The 15,142-nt window shown below is 52.1% G+C and carries 16 protein-coding genes; 11 read left to right on the forward strand and 5 right to left on the reverse strand.

The annotated features are described in order from the left end of the window. Window positions 1-651 precede the first annotated feature (651 nt). Both tnpB and tnpC read left to right on the forward strand, forming a co-directional pair. The gene (gene tnpB / locus P5706_RS22305; RefSeq protein ID WP_060766773.1) at window positions 652-1,011 is read left to right on the forward strand and encodes an IS66 family insertion sequence element accessory protein TnpB; all 360 of its coding nucleotides are present in this window, start codon (window positions 652-654) and stop codon (window positions 1,009-1,011) included. Window positions 1,012-1,029: 18 nt separating this feature from the next. Then, on the forward strand, window positions 1,030-2,562 hold the full coding sequence (gene tnpC / locus P5706_RS22310; RefSeq protein ID WP_060766772.1) for an IS66 family transposase: 1,533 nt from the start codon (window positions 1,030-1,032) through the stop codon (window positions 2,560-2,562). A 260-nt stretch (window positions 2,563-2,822) separates the two neighbouring features. On the opposite strand, the gene P5706_RS22315 is transcribed toward tnpC, so the two are convergent. From P5706_RS22315 to P5706_RS22335, 5 genes are all read right to left on the reverse strand, one after another. Then, complete coding sequence (locus P5706_RS22315) at window positions 2,823-3,455, reverse strand: type 1 glutamine amidotransferase family protein (protein ID WP_155717083.1); 633 nt, start codon at window positions 3,453-3,455, stop codon at window positions 2,823-2,825. Between the two features lie 138 nt (window positions 3,456-3,593). Further along, window positions 3,594-4,391 carry an amino acid ABC transporter ATP-binding protein gene (locus P5706_RS22320; protein WP_060766771.1) on the reverse strand — a complete coding sequence of 266 codons (798 nt, stop codon included), beginning with the start codon at window positions 4,389-4,391 and terminating at the stop codon, window positions 3,594-3,596. An 8-nt stretch (window positions 4,392-4,399) separates the two neighbouring features. Next, window positions 4,400-5,059, reverse strand: coding sequence for an amino acid ABC transporter permease (locus P5706_RS22325; protein WP_060766770.1), 660 nt, complete (start codon window positions 5,057-5,059; stop codon window positions 4,400-4,402). A gap of 9 nt (window positions 5,060-5,068) precedes the next feature. Then, the gene (locus P5706_RS22330; protein WP_060766769.1) at window positions 5,069-5,719 is read right to left on the reverse strand and encodes an amino acid ABC transporter permease; all 651 of its coding nucleotides are present in this window, start codon (window positions 5,717-5,719) and stop codon (window positions 5,069-5,071) included. Window positions 5,720-5,749: 30 nt separating this feature from the next. Further along, the gene (locus P5706_RS22335; protein ID WP_155717082.1) at window positions 5,750-6,601 is read right to left on the reverse strand and encodes a transporter substrate-binding domain-containing protein; all 852 of its coding nucleotides are present in this window, start codon (window positions 6,599-6,601) and stop codon (window positions 5,750-5,752) included. 178 nt (window positions 6,602-6,779) lie between these two features. Between P5706_RS22335 and P5706_RS22340 the strand changes: the two genes are divergently transcribed. The 9 genes from P5706_RS22340 (at window position 6,780) to P5706_RS22375 (ending at window position 14,920) form a co-directional block, all read left to right on the forward strand. After that, window positions 6,780-7,706, forward strand: a complete 927-nt coding sequence (locus tag P5706_RS22340; protein ID WP_060766768.1) for a LysR substrate-binding domain-containing protein — start codon at window positions 6,780-6,782, stop codon at window positions 7,704-7,706. A 114-nt stretch (window positions 7,707-7,820) separates the two neighbouring features. Then, window positions 7,821-9,035: an aminopeptidase P family protein gene (locus tag P5706_RS22345; RefSeq protein ID WP_060766767.1), complete on the forward strand. Its 1,215-nt coding sequence runs from the start codon at window positions 7,821-7,823 to the stop codon at window positions 9,033-9,035. A 319-nt stretch (window positions 9,036-9,354) separates the two neighbouring features. Then, a complete protein-coding gene (locus P5706_RS22350) occupies window positions 9,355-10,104 on the forward strand; it encodes a caspase family protein (protein ID WP_060766766.1) in 750 nt (249 codons plus the stop codon). A 115-nt stretch (window positions 10,105-10,219) separates the two neighbouring features. Beyond that, window positions 10,220-10,444 carry an AlpA family transcriptional regulator gene (locus P5706_RS22355; RefSeq protein WP_042558377.1) on the forward strand — a complete coding sequence of 75 codons (225 nt, stop codon included), beginning with the start codon at window positions 10,220-10,222 and terminating at the stop codon, window positions 10,442-10,444. Between the two features lie 5 nt (window positions 10,445-10,449). Beyond that, window positions 10,450-11,295: a ParA family protein gene (locus tag P5706_RS22360; protein ID WP_060766765.1), complete on the forward strand. Its 846-nt coding sequence runs from the start codon at window positions 10,450-10,452 to the stop codon at window positions 11,293-11,295. 85 nt (window positions 11,296-11,380) lie between these two features. Beyond that, complete coding sequence (locus tag P5706_RS37050; protein ID WP_042558375.1) at window positions 11,381-11,590, forward strand: hypothetical protein; 210 nt, start codon at window positions 11,381-11,383, stop codon at window positions 11,588-11,590. 14 nt (window positions 11,591-11,604) lie between these two features. After that, on the forward strand, window positions 11,605-13,191 hold the full coding sequence (locus tag P5706_RS22365) for a ParB family protein (protein ID WP_285681871.1): 1,587 nt from the start codon (window positions 11,605-11,607) through the stop codon (window positions 13,189-13,191). After that, complete coding sequence (locus P5706_RS22370; RefSeq protein ID WP_285681873.1) at window positions 13,188-13,736, forward strand: DUF2857 domain-containing protein; 549 nt, start codon at window positions 13,188-13,190, stop codon at window positions 13,734-13,736. The genes P5706_RS22365 and P5706_RS22370 overlap by 4 nt, the downstream gene beginning before the upstream one ends. Further along, window positions 13,733-14,920: an STY4528 family pathogenicity island replication protein gene (locus P5706_RS22375; protein WP_060766762.1), complete on the forward strand. Its 1,188-nt coding sequence runs from the start codon at window positions 13,733-13,735 to the stop codon at window positions 14,918-14,920. The genes P5706_RS22370 and P5706_RS22375 overlap by 4 nt, the downstream gene beginning before the upstream one ends. Window positions 14,921-15,142 lie beyond the last annotated feature (222 nt).

A 15,142-nucleotide genomic window follows, 5' to 3' on the forward strand; every position in this document is an offset into this window, starting at 1 on the left:
GGTCGAGTCTAGTGGGGATTTTTCATTCTGATAATTCGTATTAGGACACCGTTTATTACCTAAAAACGCATTAATAGAGGTGAGACATGGACAATCCCGACCGTCGAGACCGAGCCAAAAACGCAGCTTAGATGCTGGCGATAGGTGACCAGCGCACCGAAGCGAGCGAGCTCGAGTGCATGGTTCTTCTCTGGGTGAGGCGAGCGGTGATGCGGGGAGGAGAAGCAACATTTACTGACACAGACGGTTCAACCGGAGAATAACTCCACGCGCCGAGCTGCGCTGCATCAGGACTCTGCTTTGTAGAGCAACATCAGATTATTACGTAGTCGCCTGGGGCTGACAGGATCAAACATTAGCAGGTCGCCTGACCGCTAGCCTGTAGGGGTCTGCCAAGTGCAGCGTATTTGCGCTGTTATCGGTAATCAGAGCGAAAAAGCGCATGAGTTCCGAGTAGCCCAACACATCTCAGATGTGCAGACCGGCTTCCAGAATGGGCAGAGGGATGCGATTCATCAGCGGATATCATGATATCGACGATAACATCCTTGCCGAGGCAGATCTTCAGTATCCGCTCCACGAACCCCACATTCCAAACGAATAGCTGACAGCTGATGCTGTGCTCCCGATTTCCCTCAGGAGCCCGCAACCATGATGCGTCCCGACGCCAAGGTCGAAAAAGTCTATCTCTACCCCAAACCTGTCGACTTCCGAAAATCCATCGACGGCCTCGCCGCCTTGGTCGAATTGGATATCAAAGTGGCGGTGTTCGACCCCGTGCTTTTTGTTTTTCTGAATCGCCCCCGTAATCGGGTGAAAATACTTTATTGGGAGCGCAACGGCTTCTGCCTTTGGCTCAAGCGCCTCGAATCCGAACGATTCAAAACGTCCCCTGACGATACGGATGAAGCCATTGTCCTGACGGTTCAGGAACTGAACTGGCTGCTCGACGGTTTTGATCTCTGGCGCAACCGTCCGCATCAGGTTTTGACGCCGCGATTCGTCGCTTGATTGGGTATAATCCGGGCCATGATTTCCATGCCCGACGACCTCCCCGATGATCCGGTTCTGCTCAAGCAAATGCTTGTGCAGATGCTCAGTGAGCGTCAGGTGGACAAAGACCAGATTGTTGATCTGAAAGAACAGATCCGGCTATGGCGTGAACGTTTTTTCGGGCGTAAATCAGAACAAACCGTCGATCCGCAGACGCCACAGCTCGCGCTCTTTAATGAACCTGAAAGTCTCGCTGTTCCGGTCTGCGACGAGTCTGACGAAGAAGCCGTTGCGCCTACCAAGCGCCGTGGCAAGCGCAAGCCGTTGTCGACTGACTTGCCGCGCATCGAAGTTATCCACGAACTTCCAGAGCACGAACTGACCTGCGCCTGCGGCTGTCGCAAACACGTCATTGGCGAAGAAACCAGCGAACAGCTGGAGATCGTGCCGATGCAGATCCGCGTACTCAAACACATCCGCAAAGTGTACGGTTGCCGCAGTTGTGAAACCGCGCCGGTCACCGCTGACAAACCCGCTCAGATAATCGAAAAGAGCATGGCCAGCCCCAGTGTGCTGGCGATGTTGTTGACCACCAAGTATGTCGATGGTCTGCCGCTGCATCGTTTTGAAAGTGTACTGAGTCGACACGGCGTCGATATTCCACGGCAAACCCTGGCGCGTTGGGTGATCCAGTGCAGTGAACACTTTCAGCCACTGCTGAACCTGATGCGTGATCGATTACTGGAAAGTCCGGTGATCCACTGCGACGAAACCCGCGTCCAGGTACTCAAGGAACCGGATCGAGACCCGACCAGCCAATCCTGGATGTGGGTGCAAGCCAGCGGCCCGCCAGAGCGGCCAGTGATCCTTTTTGACTACACCACCAGCCGAGCGCAGGAGGTGCCGTTGCGCCTGCTCGGCGACTATCGCGGCTACGTGATGACCGATGATTATGCGGGTTACAACGCATTGGCGTTGCAACCCGGAGTTGAGCGTTTGGCGTGTATGGTCCATGCGCGACGCAAGTTCGTCGAAGCGCAGAAGGTACAGCCCAAGGGCAAGACCGGTCGCGCCGATATCGTGCTGGCGATGATGAGCAAGTTGTATGGCATCGAACGCGAGCTCAAGGATGCTTGCGATGAACAGCGGTTTATCGGTCGGCAGGAGAGAAGCTTGCCGGTACTCGCCGAGTTGAAAAGTTGGCTGGAGAAAACACAGTCCCAAGTCACGCCGCAAAGTGTGCTGGGCAAGGCGGTGAATTACCTGGCGAACAACTGGAGCCGGTTGGAGCGCTATGTGGAGGCCGGCCATTTGCCGATCGATAACAACTTGGCGGAGCGTGCGATAAAGCCGTTTGTTATTGGGCGCAAGGCGTGGCTGTTCAGTGACACGCCTAAAGGCGCCACGGCCAGTGCGCAGATCTACAGTTTGGTCGAGACAGCCAAGGTCAACGGCCAAGAGCCCTATACGTGGCTGCGCCACGTACTGGAGCGATTGCCGCACGCCTCGTCAGTAGAAGATTACGAAGCGCTGCTGCCGTGGAACTGCTCGCCACAGATGCCACGGTAAACCGAGGTTACATCTTGTGGTAGGTGGGGTTTGTGGATCGCACTCGATCTTCATGCTAGCCCGATCAATCTCGGGACAAGGGTATGGCCACGGTGGTAGAGAGATTACCGAAACTAGCTTGGCGATGGATAATTTCGGTCGGGAAGTAAATAACATTGATATGCGAACGGTTGAGCACTTTCGAATCGGCCACACAAGAAAACCAGGGCTCTGTCTCTTAAATTTACATCGATAAGCCCGTTCATAACGGTTATCTGGATTTAAGTTCGGACGTGAGGGTTCCTACCACGTGCGCCTGATTTAACTGCCAGATTCTTTTCAACTTCTAACATAATATATCCGCCATACTCTTGTGCTAGAAATTCGCACATGAGCCCTTGAACAGCTTGGCGGCCAATACATGTTAGGCGTCCACGGTCGACACAGAATGGCGCAGTAACAAATTTGATGTCTTTGTAAACACCGAGGTGCTGGGAGTAACCTATTTCAGGAAGGCTGCAACGAAAACCATTTAGCGCGCCACTCATTGCCAACAACCAGCCCGCACCGCCGAAGGCCCCCAGATCAACAGGCTCGGTGGTCCAATTGTCCAGCCGCTGCCTGATAACATCGTAATCCGTATCGAAATGTATATTCTCGGCGGTACACAGGATCAACACATTAAATAACTGCGCATGGTCCAGCCGAGTAGTTTCGGTAGCTATGCCGCTGCTTGCGTTAAGCGTGCCCCCTTCTAAACTGAGGATTTGCCATTCACAAAGCTGAAATCCTGCTACATGATTAGCGGATCGTAATGGCTGTATAGCATTCGCTAATGAATATAGGTCAAACCCCTCAGTGAGCAAGAACCCAACTTTCACAATATGCAAGTCACTACCAGGAATTCTAGGCACTTTTCTGCATCCTCAGTACCATGCTCAAACGCGACACCGCGCAATATAACATTTAGCACCTAATGTTTAAGGAAAGAGATCAGATGATAGCTTGATCACAAAGCAAGACCATATTAATGCAATGCAATGCAATTCAATTCAATTCACACTGCCACCATTCTGCCGCTCATTCCATGAAGTAAGGAACTGAAGTAAACGAGGGCTGGTGGGAGCCCCAAATATCTGGCTAGGAGGTCCCTGCTCCTCTACGCGACCATCAGCGAGAAAGACGACTTTATCCGATACCTTTGCCGCAAATCCCATCTCATGCGTCACGATAACTAATGTCATACCTTCACTCGCAACGTCCTTAATGACATTGAGCACCTCTCCTACTAATTCGGGGTCTAAAGCTGAGGTAGGCTCATCAAACAGCATAATGCTGGGTTCCATCGCCAACGCTCTGGCTATTGCAACCCGTTGCTGTTGACCTCCGGAGAGTTGACTCGGGTAGCTGGAAGCCTTATGAGCGAGACCGACCTTTTCAAGCTGGGCCTCCGCCATTGCATATGCCGCAAGTTTCGGAATTTTTTTTACAAGCCTCAGGGGGGTGGCAATATTATCAAGAACACGCATATGCGGCCATAAATTGAACTGTTGAAAAACCATGCACACCTTGCGAAGCGAACTCTGGATTGTGTTTTCGGGCAATTGGTACAAACCTCCAGTAACAGAGCTTCCGTAACCAATAAGGCGGTTATTTACCAATACCTCACCACCGTCATATTCTTCAAGAAAATTTATACATCTCAGCAACGTTGATTTACCAGATCCAGAACCTCCGATGATGCTAACAACCTCGCCTTTTGCGACGGTGAGTGAAATGCCTTTGAGCACTTCATGCTGACCATAGCTTTTTTGCAAATCACGAATTTCTATAGCGTATGAATTCGACATGCATAACCTCAGCGCTGCAGATAATTTTTAAAATGCCGCTCAGCTCTGGAACCAATGCCAGCTAGTACAATGGCAATAGCCCAATACGTCAACGCCAATATCGTATATGGCTCCAGCATGGAGTAGCTCTGAACAGCAATTGTCATCGCCACATTAGTTAACTCAGCGACTGTTATAATCGACAAAACAGACGACTCTTTTAGTAGAATTATCGTCTGCCCGACAACTGCTGGTACGCACCGAGCCATCATCTGCGGCCACAGCACAACGCGAAATACCTGAGTACCTGTCAGTCCCAGATCTCTTGCAGCTTCGAGTTGACCTTGTGGAATTGACTCACGTCCGGCACGAAATATCTCAGCAAAATAGGCTGCACCATACAACCCTAGACCTATCAATCCTACGGTTTCTGCAGTCCAGTCAATACCTATGTATGGTCCCCCATAGAAAACCAAAAATAATTGTAGAAGAAGCGGAGTACCCCGAAAAATGTTTAAATACAGCTTATATAAAAAGGCAGCTGGCTTGTTATCTGGCTTGTAAAAACTCTGTAACACCAGGCCTAAAACCATCCCCAGCGCAATTCCCCCAATACTCATTTTCAGCGTAACGCAAATCCCAGCTAGGATTGAGCTACCGTACTCGTCAAACAGACCAATGCCGATCAAAGGCACCTCCTACGCAATTTTTAGCCTAGCTTCCAGCCAGTTACCCACCCGTCCAGTCGCCATTGTTAGGGCCAAGTAAAGCAGACCAGTCACGATAAAGAATTCGATGGGGCGGTAGGTAGTTGAGGCAAGGGTTTGAGCTGTCCTCATAAGCTCATGTACAGCGACAGCAGAAATCAATGAGGAATTTTTAATGATATCGATAGTTTCGTTTACAAGAGCAGGCAACATGGCCTTCAACACCTGGGGTGTTTTAATATAAATCAATGCTTGCCAGCGCGACAGACCAAGATCTCTGGCCGCCTCAGTTTGACCGTATGGCAGAAGCTGGAAACCGGAGCGCAATATTTCACCCTGAAAGGCTCCACTATTCAAAGTTAATGCGACAATCGCGGCGGCCAGTGGAGGTAAACTTATTCCGATAGAAGGCAGTGCATAAAATACTAGAACAAGCTGTACCAACAAAGGCGTGCCTCGAAAGAAGCTTACATAAGCAGCGCAGAACATCCGGAGCCACCTACGCTCACCCATCAGACCAAGGCAAACAGCCCAGCCCATCACCAGCCCTAACGCAATAGCGGTCAAAGATACCCATAGTGTGGTAAACAGGCCTGCCAAAAGCTGTGGCAAATAGTGGGCTGTAGCTGTTAAATCAAACATACCTAATTTTCCCGACTAGCATTACTGCATTCAGTTTATCGGTGCTGGAACAGCATCAGTAGGTAGAGGCATTTCGAAGCCGAACCATTTGCGCTGAAGCTTGGCTAACTCACCGCTTGCGTTCAGCTTTGCAATACCGTCACTAAAGAATTTAACAAGAGAGGCGCTGTCAGCATCTTTACGACCGGCCCACGCATAGTATGTCGGCGGTCCGAAGGGAGGCTGTACAATTTCAAATACATCTCCACGCTCCTTGATTAAAGGCGCGAGATTGGGTAGGGATTGAACTACTGCATCGACGCGACGGGAGGCCAAAGCCGCATAAGCCTCATTATAGTCCATAAATGCCTTGATTTCTTTCACGCCCGAGTTCTTAGTCGGCTGCAGTACAGTCCGCTCATACTCCTTGAGCACGTCGATTTGTGGTGCCCCGGCCTGACTTCCTACTACCATGCCAATCAAATCTTCGGCACTATTGATCCGGGCGTCCCCTTTACGCTTCAATACTGCCACACTAGCAGTGGAGAAAGGCAAGGTAAAAGCAAAACTTTCTGCGCGCGCCTTAGTGATAGTAAGTGACGTGGCAACGAAGTCGAATCTTTTGCTGGATAATCCAGGAAGTATACCCTGAAATGGAACATCTAATTGTTTAAGTTTAACCCCGGGCAAATCGAGCATAATCGCGTCAAGCAAGTCTTTCCCGTACCCGACAATTTTACCGTCCTCGATCATCTCAAAAGGCGCATAACGTGCTTCGGTTGCGACGACAATCTCGCCACGCCCCTTGATGTCAGAAAGTAAATCAGCCTTAGCCTCAATAGCTGCAAAGGACACTAAAGTGCCAACTAACAATGGGGTCAGCAGCGAATACAGTGGTCTCATGACGCGATCCTTTCGATGAGTTACGAGTAGAAGTGGGCGAACCGGTTGGCGTTCACACAGCATGTCCACAACCGAAATCATGAACAAACGGCTATTTTTAACGTCGACTCATTAGGTTTACTAATGTCGGCATGACTCATGCTTGTACTGGTAAAATCCCAACAGCTGGAGCCTCGTCATGTCTCGTGCCCTACCTTCTCTTGAGGGATTGCGCTACTTCGATGCTGCTGCACGGCACTTGAGCTTCACTCGCGCATCAAAAGACCTGTTCCTTACACAAAGCGCTGTAAGCCAGAAGATTCAAGCGCTTGAGCAGGAACTGGGCTATGAGCTTTTTTATCGCCTGCCTCGGGGTTTGAGGCTTACGCACCGCGGTGAACGGCTGCACGTCGGAGTCGACCAAGCGTTGAGGCTTTTAGGAACGACCTTGCACCAAATTGGAGATGAAGAGCTAAGTGGCACGCTAAAAGTGCGCGTTATGCCCTCCTTCGCTAGCAAGTGGTTGCTGCCGCGGATGCCATCCTTCAATCAAGCCTACCCTGGCATACAGTTGGAGGTAGAAGCAGATCTGAGTACCCCTAATTTCAATAGCGACGGCGTCGACTTGGCAATCAGCTGCGCTTGGACTGACAATGCCAAACTCTCTCAGCTACATCTATTCGATGACCTCGTTTATCCAGTAGCCAGCGCGGATTTGTTGGCACGAGTAGAAATCAAAGATTATGGTGATTTGTGCCAGACGATCTTGTTACATGACTCTATGCCTCACGCTGCCTACAGCACCAACTGGGACGCTTTTTTCTCCCGGCACAGCCGCTACGATATCAATACCCGTGGTGGCTGCTCATTTTCACGGGCAGACCTTGTTTTGCAGGCGGCTTGTGATGGTCAAGGGGTCGCGTTAATGCGGCATTCGCTGTGTGCAAAAGAGATAGCAAGCGGTACCTTGGTCAGGCCGTTCCCTGAGGTAATGCAAGATGGCCAAGTATGGCTAGTGCACCCGAGCATCCATGAAGACCGCCCTCGGGTTCAGGCGCTGAAGAAGTGGATTAAGAGCGAGGTGGAGCAGCACCTGTCGCAGCGGCGCTTGAACCTGGGCAGCTAGATATCTGTCTCAGCCATAAGCTCTGCTAATGGTACGGAATTAAAAATCGTCATTTGTTCCTATTGGGCGTGAAGGAGATGCTACGCGCTGCCTTCACTAGATAGGAACCTCGGCATGAGCATGCCTAATTACATTACACTTCAAAATGGACCTAAAACACGGTCTACTTTCAGTGTGAAGGAAATGTCCCGACGCCTTCAGTTATTACGTCAGCATATGACCAGCACCAGTTTGGACGCCATTGTATTGAGCTCAATACACAACATAAACTATTTTGGCGACTTCCTGTTCTGCGAGTTTGGGCGTAGCTACGCATTAGTAGTAACGCACGATAGCTCCATTCTTATCACGACCAATATTGATGGAGGCCAAGGTTATCGCCGCAGCTGGGGAGATAATCTTGTCTATACAGACTGGAAGCGTGATAACTATTTCGTTGCTCTACGTAAAGCAATCCCATTAAAATCTCGCCGTATAGGCGTAGAGTTCGATCATCTATCCCTCGATAAATTTCGCAAGATCGAAGCCGCTCTTGACAATGCGGAACTGGTTGACATCGCGCCTGGCACCAACCGTATTCGCATGTTCAAGTCAACCGAAGAAATCCAGCTGATTCGTATTGGTGCAGCGGTAGCGGACGTAGGAGGTGCGGCTTGTTTAGACGCGATATCTGAAGGTGTGCCTGAGTACGAGGTAGCCATTGCGGGGACGTCTGCAATGACTAGGGAAATTGCTAGGCGTATGCCTTACTGCGAGTTACGCGACACGTGGACGTGGTTTCAATCCGGTCTGAACACTGATGGTGCACACAATCCCGTTACCAGTCGTCGAGTTAAATCCGGGGATATACTTTCAGTTAACTGTTTTCCGATGATCGCAGGCTATTTTTCTTCATTAGAACGAACGGCTTTTTTGGGTGAGCCAAATACCCAGCAACGTCGCATATGGGAAATCAACTGCAAAGTACACCAACGCGGGCAGGAGTTAATCAGACCAGGGGTTCGTTGCTGCGATATTGCCGCAGAGCTAAATGAAATCTATCTACAAGCGGATCTGCTCAAATATCGCACATTCGGTTACGGTCACTCAAATGGAGTCCTCTGCCACTATTACGGACGGGAGGCTGGGCTCGAATTACGCGAAGATATCGAGACGGTGCTAGAACCGGGCATGGTGGTATCGATGACACCTATGGTAATGCTACCGGAAGGTACGCCAGGTGCTGGGGGATATCGAGAGGGCAGCGTGCTCATTGTAAATGACAGGGGTGCGGAAAATATTACGAAATTAGGCTCTGGGCCTCAGCACAATATAATCAATCTTCCCTAGCTATTAACATCCAGAGTGGTTCAACTGATCAAGAAGTTCCAAACATCAAGAATCTGCATCATTGATTAATGATATCTGCACCTCTGGGTCATGTGGAGGATACCTAATCAGAACCCGATTTTTTTGTTAAGAGACCGAGATCGTGGCTCTGGATCGCGTAAAAAATCGATTGCTACTCGGGTATTGCTTTCTGGTAGCACTCGAAATTAAATGACCTCACCGATTTGGTCGATGGAGGAAACAGCTAGCATGAATCGCTAGTTTGAATATTGATAGTCGGTGAGAGGCCTATCCATTAGGAATGGAGGTCCGTCACGCTATGGCTATTAATGTTTTTAATTCGCATAGCAAAAGCTTCTATCGCCCTATAGATGCAGCATTGCGCTGGTGCAATCTCACTCGCTACGAAGCCCAAATTATGCAGGCGGATTGGTCTCGTCCTGAGAACCTTGCAACCCTCTTTCCCCAATGGCCCAATCTTCACATCGCTGTCGAAAGGATTTTAGACGCCATACGCAATGGAGAACTGCCGTACGGCTGCCTCGGCGTTTCTGTTCCTTTGGGAAGCTACGTAGAGCCCTATCAGCTGACCATACGCCATTCAGACTTACGCCGCTGGATGGAAATTCATTATCCCGACCATAAGCCCAGCTTTTTATTCGAGTCCGGTGAGGATACATCTGCAAAGGTCAGTCTCGGAACGTTTCTTTCAGTGAAAGCAGATCGAGACGAGTTATCGAGAGCGTTGAAAGCGCAACAGCAACACGTTCAAGAAATCTTGGGAGAACTCCAGTCGATTGGACTTGAAAGAGATGATCTCAAAGCCTTGGCCAAAACGAATGGTCAACTCAGCGAGCGTAGTGAACTGACCTATCACAATATGATCGGGGCATTGGTCAGCCTTCTTTTGGACCATTCGCCCGCCGGAAAACCTCTTTCGGTATTCACGAATCAAGCAGCCATCGTCGACGCCATTGTCGCCCGTCACAAAGATGTGCCCGGCCTCAGCAAGCGGACGCTGGATGAAAAGTTTGCCGTGGCCAATCGTAGCCTCAAGAAAAACAACTGATCCAGTCAATTGCGTTGCAATGGGCTTGATTGCAGTGCAATGACTCAGCCGCGTTAGTGCGATTCAATCCAAGTCACTTCCCACCACGCGCCAACAGGCGCCAGGAGTGACTAGCATGTCCAACCCATCGGTACCCGCACTCGAAGCACCTCAACCCCAACGGCACATCATGCGACGTGACGAGGTTGAACTAAAAACCGGCTTCAAACGTGCGCATATTTACAACCTGATGAAGGAAGGCAAGTTCCCGCGGGCGAAGCGTATCGGGCTGCGCGCAGTCGGCTGGGACTCTCTGGAAATCGAACACTGGATTGCAGAACGCCTTTCACAACAGGAGTGAAGGTGATGCACGTGGTCTCGGTGGTTTCCACCAAGGGTGGTGTAGGCAAAACTACAGTAGCGGCGAACCTCGGCGGCCTGTTGGCCGATGCTGGTCTCAGTGTTCTGCTCTTGGATCTGGATAGCCAACCCACCCTCTCCAGTTATTATTCATTGAGCCAGAAAGCGCAGGCAGGTGCGTACGAGCTCATTGCACTCAATCTAACAATACCTGAACGAATAATTTCTAGGACTGCAGTCGTCGGTCTCGACCTGATTTTCTCTAATGACGATCAAGGTCGACTGAGCACTTTGTTGCTACATGCCCCTGACGGACGACTACGCCTACACAATTTGCTCAACGATTTGCATCTCAATTATGACCTGCTTTTGATTGATACTCAGGGAGCCCGCGGTGTGCTGTTGGAAATGGCCATCTTGGCCTCCGATCTCGCCCTCTCTCCCATCACGCCGGAAATGCTCGCTGCCCGCGAAATGCGTCGGGGCACCTTAAAACTACTGAGTGAGCTCGAACCGTTTCGTCATCTAGGCATCGACCCGCCGCCGTTGCGGCTCTTACTGAACCAAGTGAACGTCAATCGAGTGGACACCCGGATGATCATCCGAAGCCTGCGCGAGAATTTCGCAGAGGCTACCAATATCTCGGTTCTAGACACCGTAATCCCGGACCGGGTGGCGTACCTCAATGCCGCCTCCCTCGGCTTACCGGTCCACCGAATAGATGCTCGCCCGTCGAGTAAACGCCGACGCTCGCAGTCTGCGCTAGAAGTAATGCAAGCGCTGGCAATCGAATTATTCCCGGAATGGCGCGAAGCGATCTCATCGGTAATGAGGTGTGCGGAGTCTCGATAAACCAAATCGCCCAATTAGCTTTTTCACCGAATTATTTTTGTTTGATCGACCTTGAAGCCATCAGGGCTTGGTAAGGAGTTTTCTAATGTTGGATCAGTTTCCTATCGTCGTTCAGCCTTCCATTCGACCACACGACGCGGCTTGCGGGGAGTGCTGCACTTTGGTTTTTCGTTTGCAAGGGGGGCGCTCGGCCATGTTGTGGTTCCTCGCAGAACTCTCCCAACATTTCGAAGGTTCAGGGACTGCCGAAATCGTGAAATTCGAGGTCGGTGACCATTTGCGTAGCCGGCGTTAACCGAGGCGGTTCAGATGAAGAAGCTCAGTCAGGAGGAAATTACCGACAAGCTGCACCAGGACCACTTCACTCAAGGTCCTGGACTGGAGCGACTGTCCGATCCCGTCATCGACACTCCCATGCTGGTCACTCTGGAACAGTTACGTCCCTACGAACACAACCCACGCTTCATTCGTAACCCGCTTTATGACGATATCAAGGCGTCGATCCGTGAACGCGGGCTGGATCAACCGCCACCGATAACCCGCCGCCCGGGTGAAACCTCTTTCATCATCCGCAACGGCGGTAATACGCGCTTAGCCATTCTCGGCGAACTGTGGCAGGAAACTCGCGACGAGCGTTTCTTTCGGATCCACTGCCTGTTCCGACCTTGGGGCAATGAAATCACCGCCCTACTCGGCCATTTGGCGGAAAGCGACCTGCACGGTCAACTCACGTTCATCGAACGGGCGCTGGCAGTAGCCAAACTCAAAACCATGCTTGAGTCCGATGGCGCAGATCTATCACAAAGGGAACTGGCTCGACGTCTTGCCGCTGGAGGCTATCCGATTTCGCAGTCGCATATCAGCCGTATGCTGGACACCCTCGAACACTTATTGCCCGCCATTCCACAAACTCTGTATGCCGGATTGGGTAAGCCTCAGATAGAGCGCCTGATCGGTCTACGTAGTCAGGCTGAGCGAACCTGGAATCGTTATCCAACCGCTGCCGTTTCATTTGCAGAGTTCTGGCTAGAAACCATGGGCTACTTCGATAGCGATCCTGAATCCTTTGATCTTGAGCAGATCCAGGACGAATTGCTCGAACGCATGAGCCACTTGCTCGGACAGTCCTACCGTATGCTGGCCCTGGAGCTGAGCGATACCCAACGGGTCGCCTCCACGCCTGGGGCTGTCACCACCACGACCTCAGAAAGCAGCCATCGGCCAAGCGTGCATGAAACTGCGGCAGAGTTGCCCTCCTCCTACACTGAACCCGAATCAACTGATGCCAAGAGCAAGGTAGAGCCAAATCCAGAAGAACTGCTCAGAGCACCCGAAACAAATGCTTCACCTGCGGTCAGCCCTCTACCACGCGTTCAACAGATTCGTGAGCAAATCAATCGCGAGATATCCAGCGAGGCGACGTCTCCAGTCGAAACCTGCCCAATCGACGACCTCTGGATCATCACACCACCGCTGGATACGCCCGAACAACTGCGTTTAGCCATTGCTGGACTGGCTCGGGAAATGGCGGCCTATGCCGGAGATGCCGAGAGCATCATTGATCAAAAGCTTGGTTTGGGCTTCACCCTAGACATTGAGCGACTTGATCTTTCAGCGCCTCGCTCGACCGGCGTTCACCTAATGCTCCTGGCCCTGTTAAGGGCTCAAGACGAGGTTAACTGGGAGGACCGCAAGCAAATCCCCTCTGCACTGTTCGGGCAGTTGCTGCTGGGGGTCTATCAACTCCCTCTACCAGATAGACCAGTCACGGACGTGGGGCTGGAGCGACTGCCTGACAGTCTGTTAATCAAACTGTATCGTCTCATCCGCTTGGCCCGCCGCCTGATCGACTTAACGCTTACCCCTGAAGACAACTTACCGAAGGAGCTGCCATGAGCCTGTCCATCAATGTGCTCAATCAGGCCATGCTGACTCAGGTGCTGCATGAGCTGCGCCTGGGTAACCTGCAACGCTGCAAGGCACTCGGACTGAGTGAGGAAGACATCTACTTGTTGCAATCCTTACCGCCCACCACGCTGTCGCGCCTGGCACATGCCACAGTGTCTTGGGTCGAGGTCAAGATTGACTCGCCGGTGCTGCATCGGTTGATCGTGCAAGCCGAACGCGACGAGCAGAACGAGCGCTTGATCAACCGAGCGCTCAAGCTGGGCGCCAGCAGCACCATCATGTACCAGTGCTTCGGCTTGGCGCATTCGGAAACCGCCCTGCGCCGACGTCTGCTCAAGATAGAAACCCGTAAGGGCCGCCCCCAGCATTTGAGCGAAGCGCAGGAGCATGCGTTGTGGCAACGTTGGTGCCAAATACGAACAGAGGACGGCACCGAGGATAAACTCGACGCTATGATGATGCTTGCCGAAGAACAGCAGATCAGCTTGACCATCGTTTGGCAGCAAATCGACCAGTACAGCAACAAAACATGAATGCTGTTCCTTCCAGCCGCTGGCAACGTGTCCTGCAGCAATGCACACAGCAGCTGCATGAGCGCTGGCCAGCACGCTCTACCACTGAAAAGCCCTCCAATCAGGCTCTACAGGCTGGCTTTCTGTTTAGCGGCCAATCCCACGAAATCGTGCCACGCCGGCTGCTGTTGGATAATCGGCTGACGCCATTGGAGCGAAATGCCTGGCAGGTATTTCGGCTCATGCTGCAAGGCCAGGGCGTGGTCACGCCGCGCTATGAGGATTTGCAGCCTTACCTCTCGAGCGTGCCCTACGGTGCGTCAGCCTCGCGTGAAACCATTGCACGCGTGTTGACGATGCTCAGGCTCACTCGTTGGCTCAGCTTGGTTAGCCGCGGTCGCGATCAAATCAGCGGGCAGCTACAAGGTTCTTTGTACGTTCTGCACGATGAGCCGTTAACCCCCGCCGAAGCCATGGAGCTCGATCAGGATTACCTAGAACTGGTCGGACATGCCCTCGGACATGCGACAAAGGCGGTGCGTATTGTCGCTCAGCACATTGTGGAGGAGGTCCGACAGGACACGAATATCGATCAGGGTCGGTTACCGACGCGGCTGGACAGTTGGGGCGAACAGTGGGCGCAGCAAGGCTTGGATCAGCCACCCGGTGATGCATTTCACGATGCCGAACATGGGGAAGATCACCGCGTTCGGAATCGTGCAGGCCCTCGTTCGGATTCCGAATCAGGCTCGAACCCTAACGTTTCCAGCACCGTTCGGAATCCGAACGCCGCCTGTACTGTATTAAAAGAAAGTAAATGTACAGTACCGCGCGCGACCTCTACTGTGGATAACCTGCGCTGGCCCACTGCGCTGCACCTGAGTCCCAGCGAACGTCAGGCCGTCGCGGTGGCGCTGATCAAGCTTAACCCAGCGGATCAGCAGGCTGTGCTCAACGAGGCGGGGGCACGCTGTAAGGCCGGCGGTATCCGCAAACCAGCGGCCTATCTGATGGGCCTGATCCAGCGTGCGCTGAAAGGCGACTTTCGTCCTTGGGCAAGTCAGGCCGAACCATCACCCATCGCAGAACCGCCCCCAACCGCCCCCTCGCGGCCATCTCGAAAAAAGGGCGAACCTGCATCAGCCCTCGCCCAAGCGTGCCTAAATGAGCTGCGCCAACTGCGTGGAGGCAGTGGACGTCAGTAGATTTGATGCCAGTGGCATCAAATCCATAGCGTTCCAATCTACGAAAATATCGGACCGAACCATGGAGCGTTTGGGGAAACGCCTGGGCGTAGTTCCAATAACCGTAGACGTCAGGCATTTGCCCTCTCTCACCAAACCGAACAGACGGCATTCAGTTTTTTGGCTGTCCTTGACCCTCATCTGTCGCAACGTTCCCGTCCAAGCCTTTGCGAGGACAACACC

The organism is Pseudomonas sp. ChxA (genome assembly GCF_030263855.1).
Lineage (GTDB): Bacteria > Pseudomonadota > Gammaproteobacteria > Pseudomonadales > Pseudomonadaceae > Aquipseudomonas > Aquipseudomonas fluorescens_CB.

What these genes read in the sequence shown, in the direction of transcription:
- P5706_RS22365 (WP_285681871.1), top strand. Translation starts at nt 11,605, where the DNA reads ATGAAGAAGCTCAGTCAGGAGGAAATTACCGACAAGCTGCACCAGGAC.
- P5706_RS22375 (WP_060766762.1), top strand. Translation starts at nt 13,733, where the DNA reads ATGAATGCTGTTCCTTCCAGCCGCTGGCAACGTGTCCTGCAGCAATGC.
- P5706_RS22355 (WP_042558377.1), top strand. Translation starts at nt 10,220, where the DNA reads ATGTCCAACCCATCGGTACCCGCACTCGAAGCACCTCAACCCCAACGG.
- P5706_RS22370 (WP_285681873.1), top strand. Translation starts at nt 13,188, where the DNA reads ATGAGCCTGTCCATCAATGTGCTCAATCAGGCCATGCTGACTCAGGTG.
- P5706_RS22340 (WP_060766768.1), top strand. Translation starts at nt 6,780, where the DNA reads ATGTCTCGTGCCCTACCTTCTCTTGAGGGATTGCGCTACTTCGATGCT.
- tnpC (WP_060766772.1), top strand. Translation starts at nt 1,030, where the DNA reads ATGATTTCCATGCCCGACGACCTCCCCGATGATCCGGTTCTGCTCAAG.
- P5706_RS22360 (WP_060766765.1), top strand. Translation starts at nt 10,450, where the DNA reads ATGCACGTGGTCTCGGTGGTTTCCACCAAGGGTGGTGTAGGCAAAACT.
- P5706_RS22330 (WP_060766769.1), bottom strand. Translation starts at nt 5,719, where the DNA reads ATGTTTGATTTAACAGCTACAGCCCACTATTTGCCACAGCTTTTGGCA.
- P5706_RS22345 (WP_060766767.1), top strand. Translation starts at nt 7,821, where the DNA reads ATGAGCATGCCTAATTACATTACACTTCAAAATGGACCTAAAACACGG.
- tnpB (WP_060766773.1), top strand. Translation starts at nt 652, where the DNA reads ATGATGCGTCCCGACGCCAAGGTCGAAAAAGTCTATCTCTACCCCAAA.
- P5706_RS22350 (WP_060766766.1), top strand. Translation starts at nt 9,355, where the DNA reads ATGGCTATTAATGTTTTTAATTCGCATAGCAAAAGCTTCTATCGCCCT.
- P5706_RS22335 (WP_155717082.1), bottom strand. Translation starts at nt 6,601, where the DNA reads ATGAGACCACTGTATTCGCTGCTGACCCCATTGTTAGTTGGCACTTTA.
- P5706_RS22320 (WP_060766771.1), bottom strand. Translation starts at nt 4,391, where the DNA reads ATGTCGAATTCATACGCTATAGAAATTCGTGATTTGCAAAAAAGCTAT.
- P5706_RS37050 (WP_042558375.1), top strand. Translation starts at nt 11,381, where the DNA reads ATGTTGGATCAGTTTCCTATCGTCGTTCAGCCTTCCATTCGACCACAC.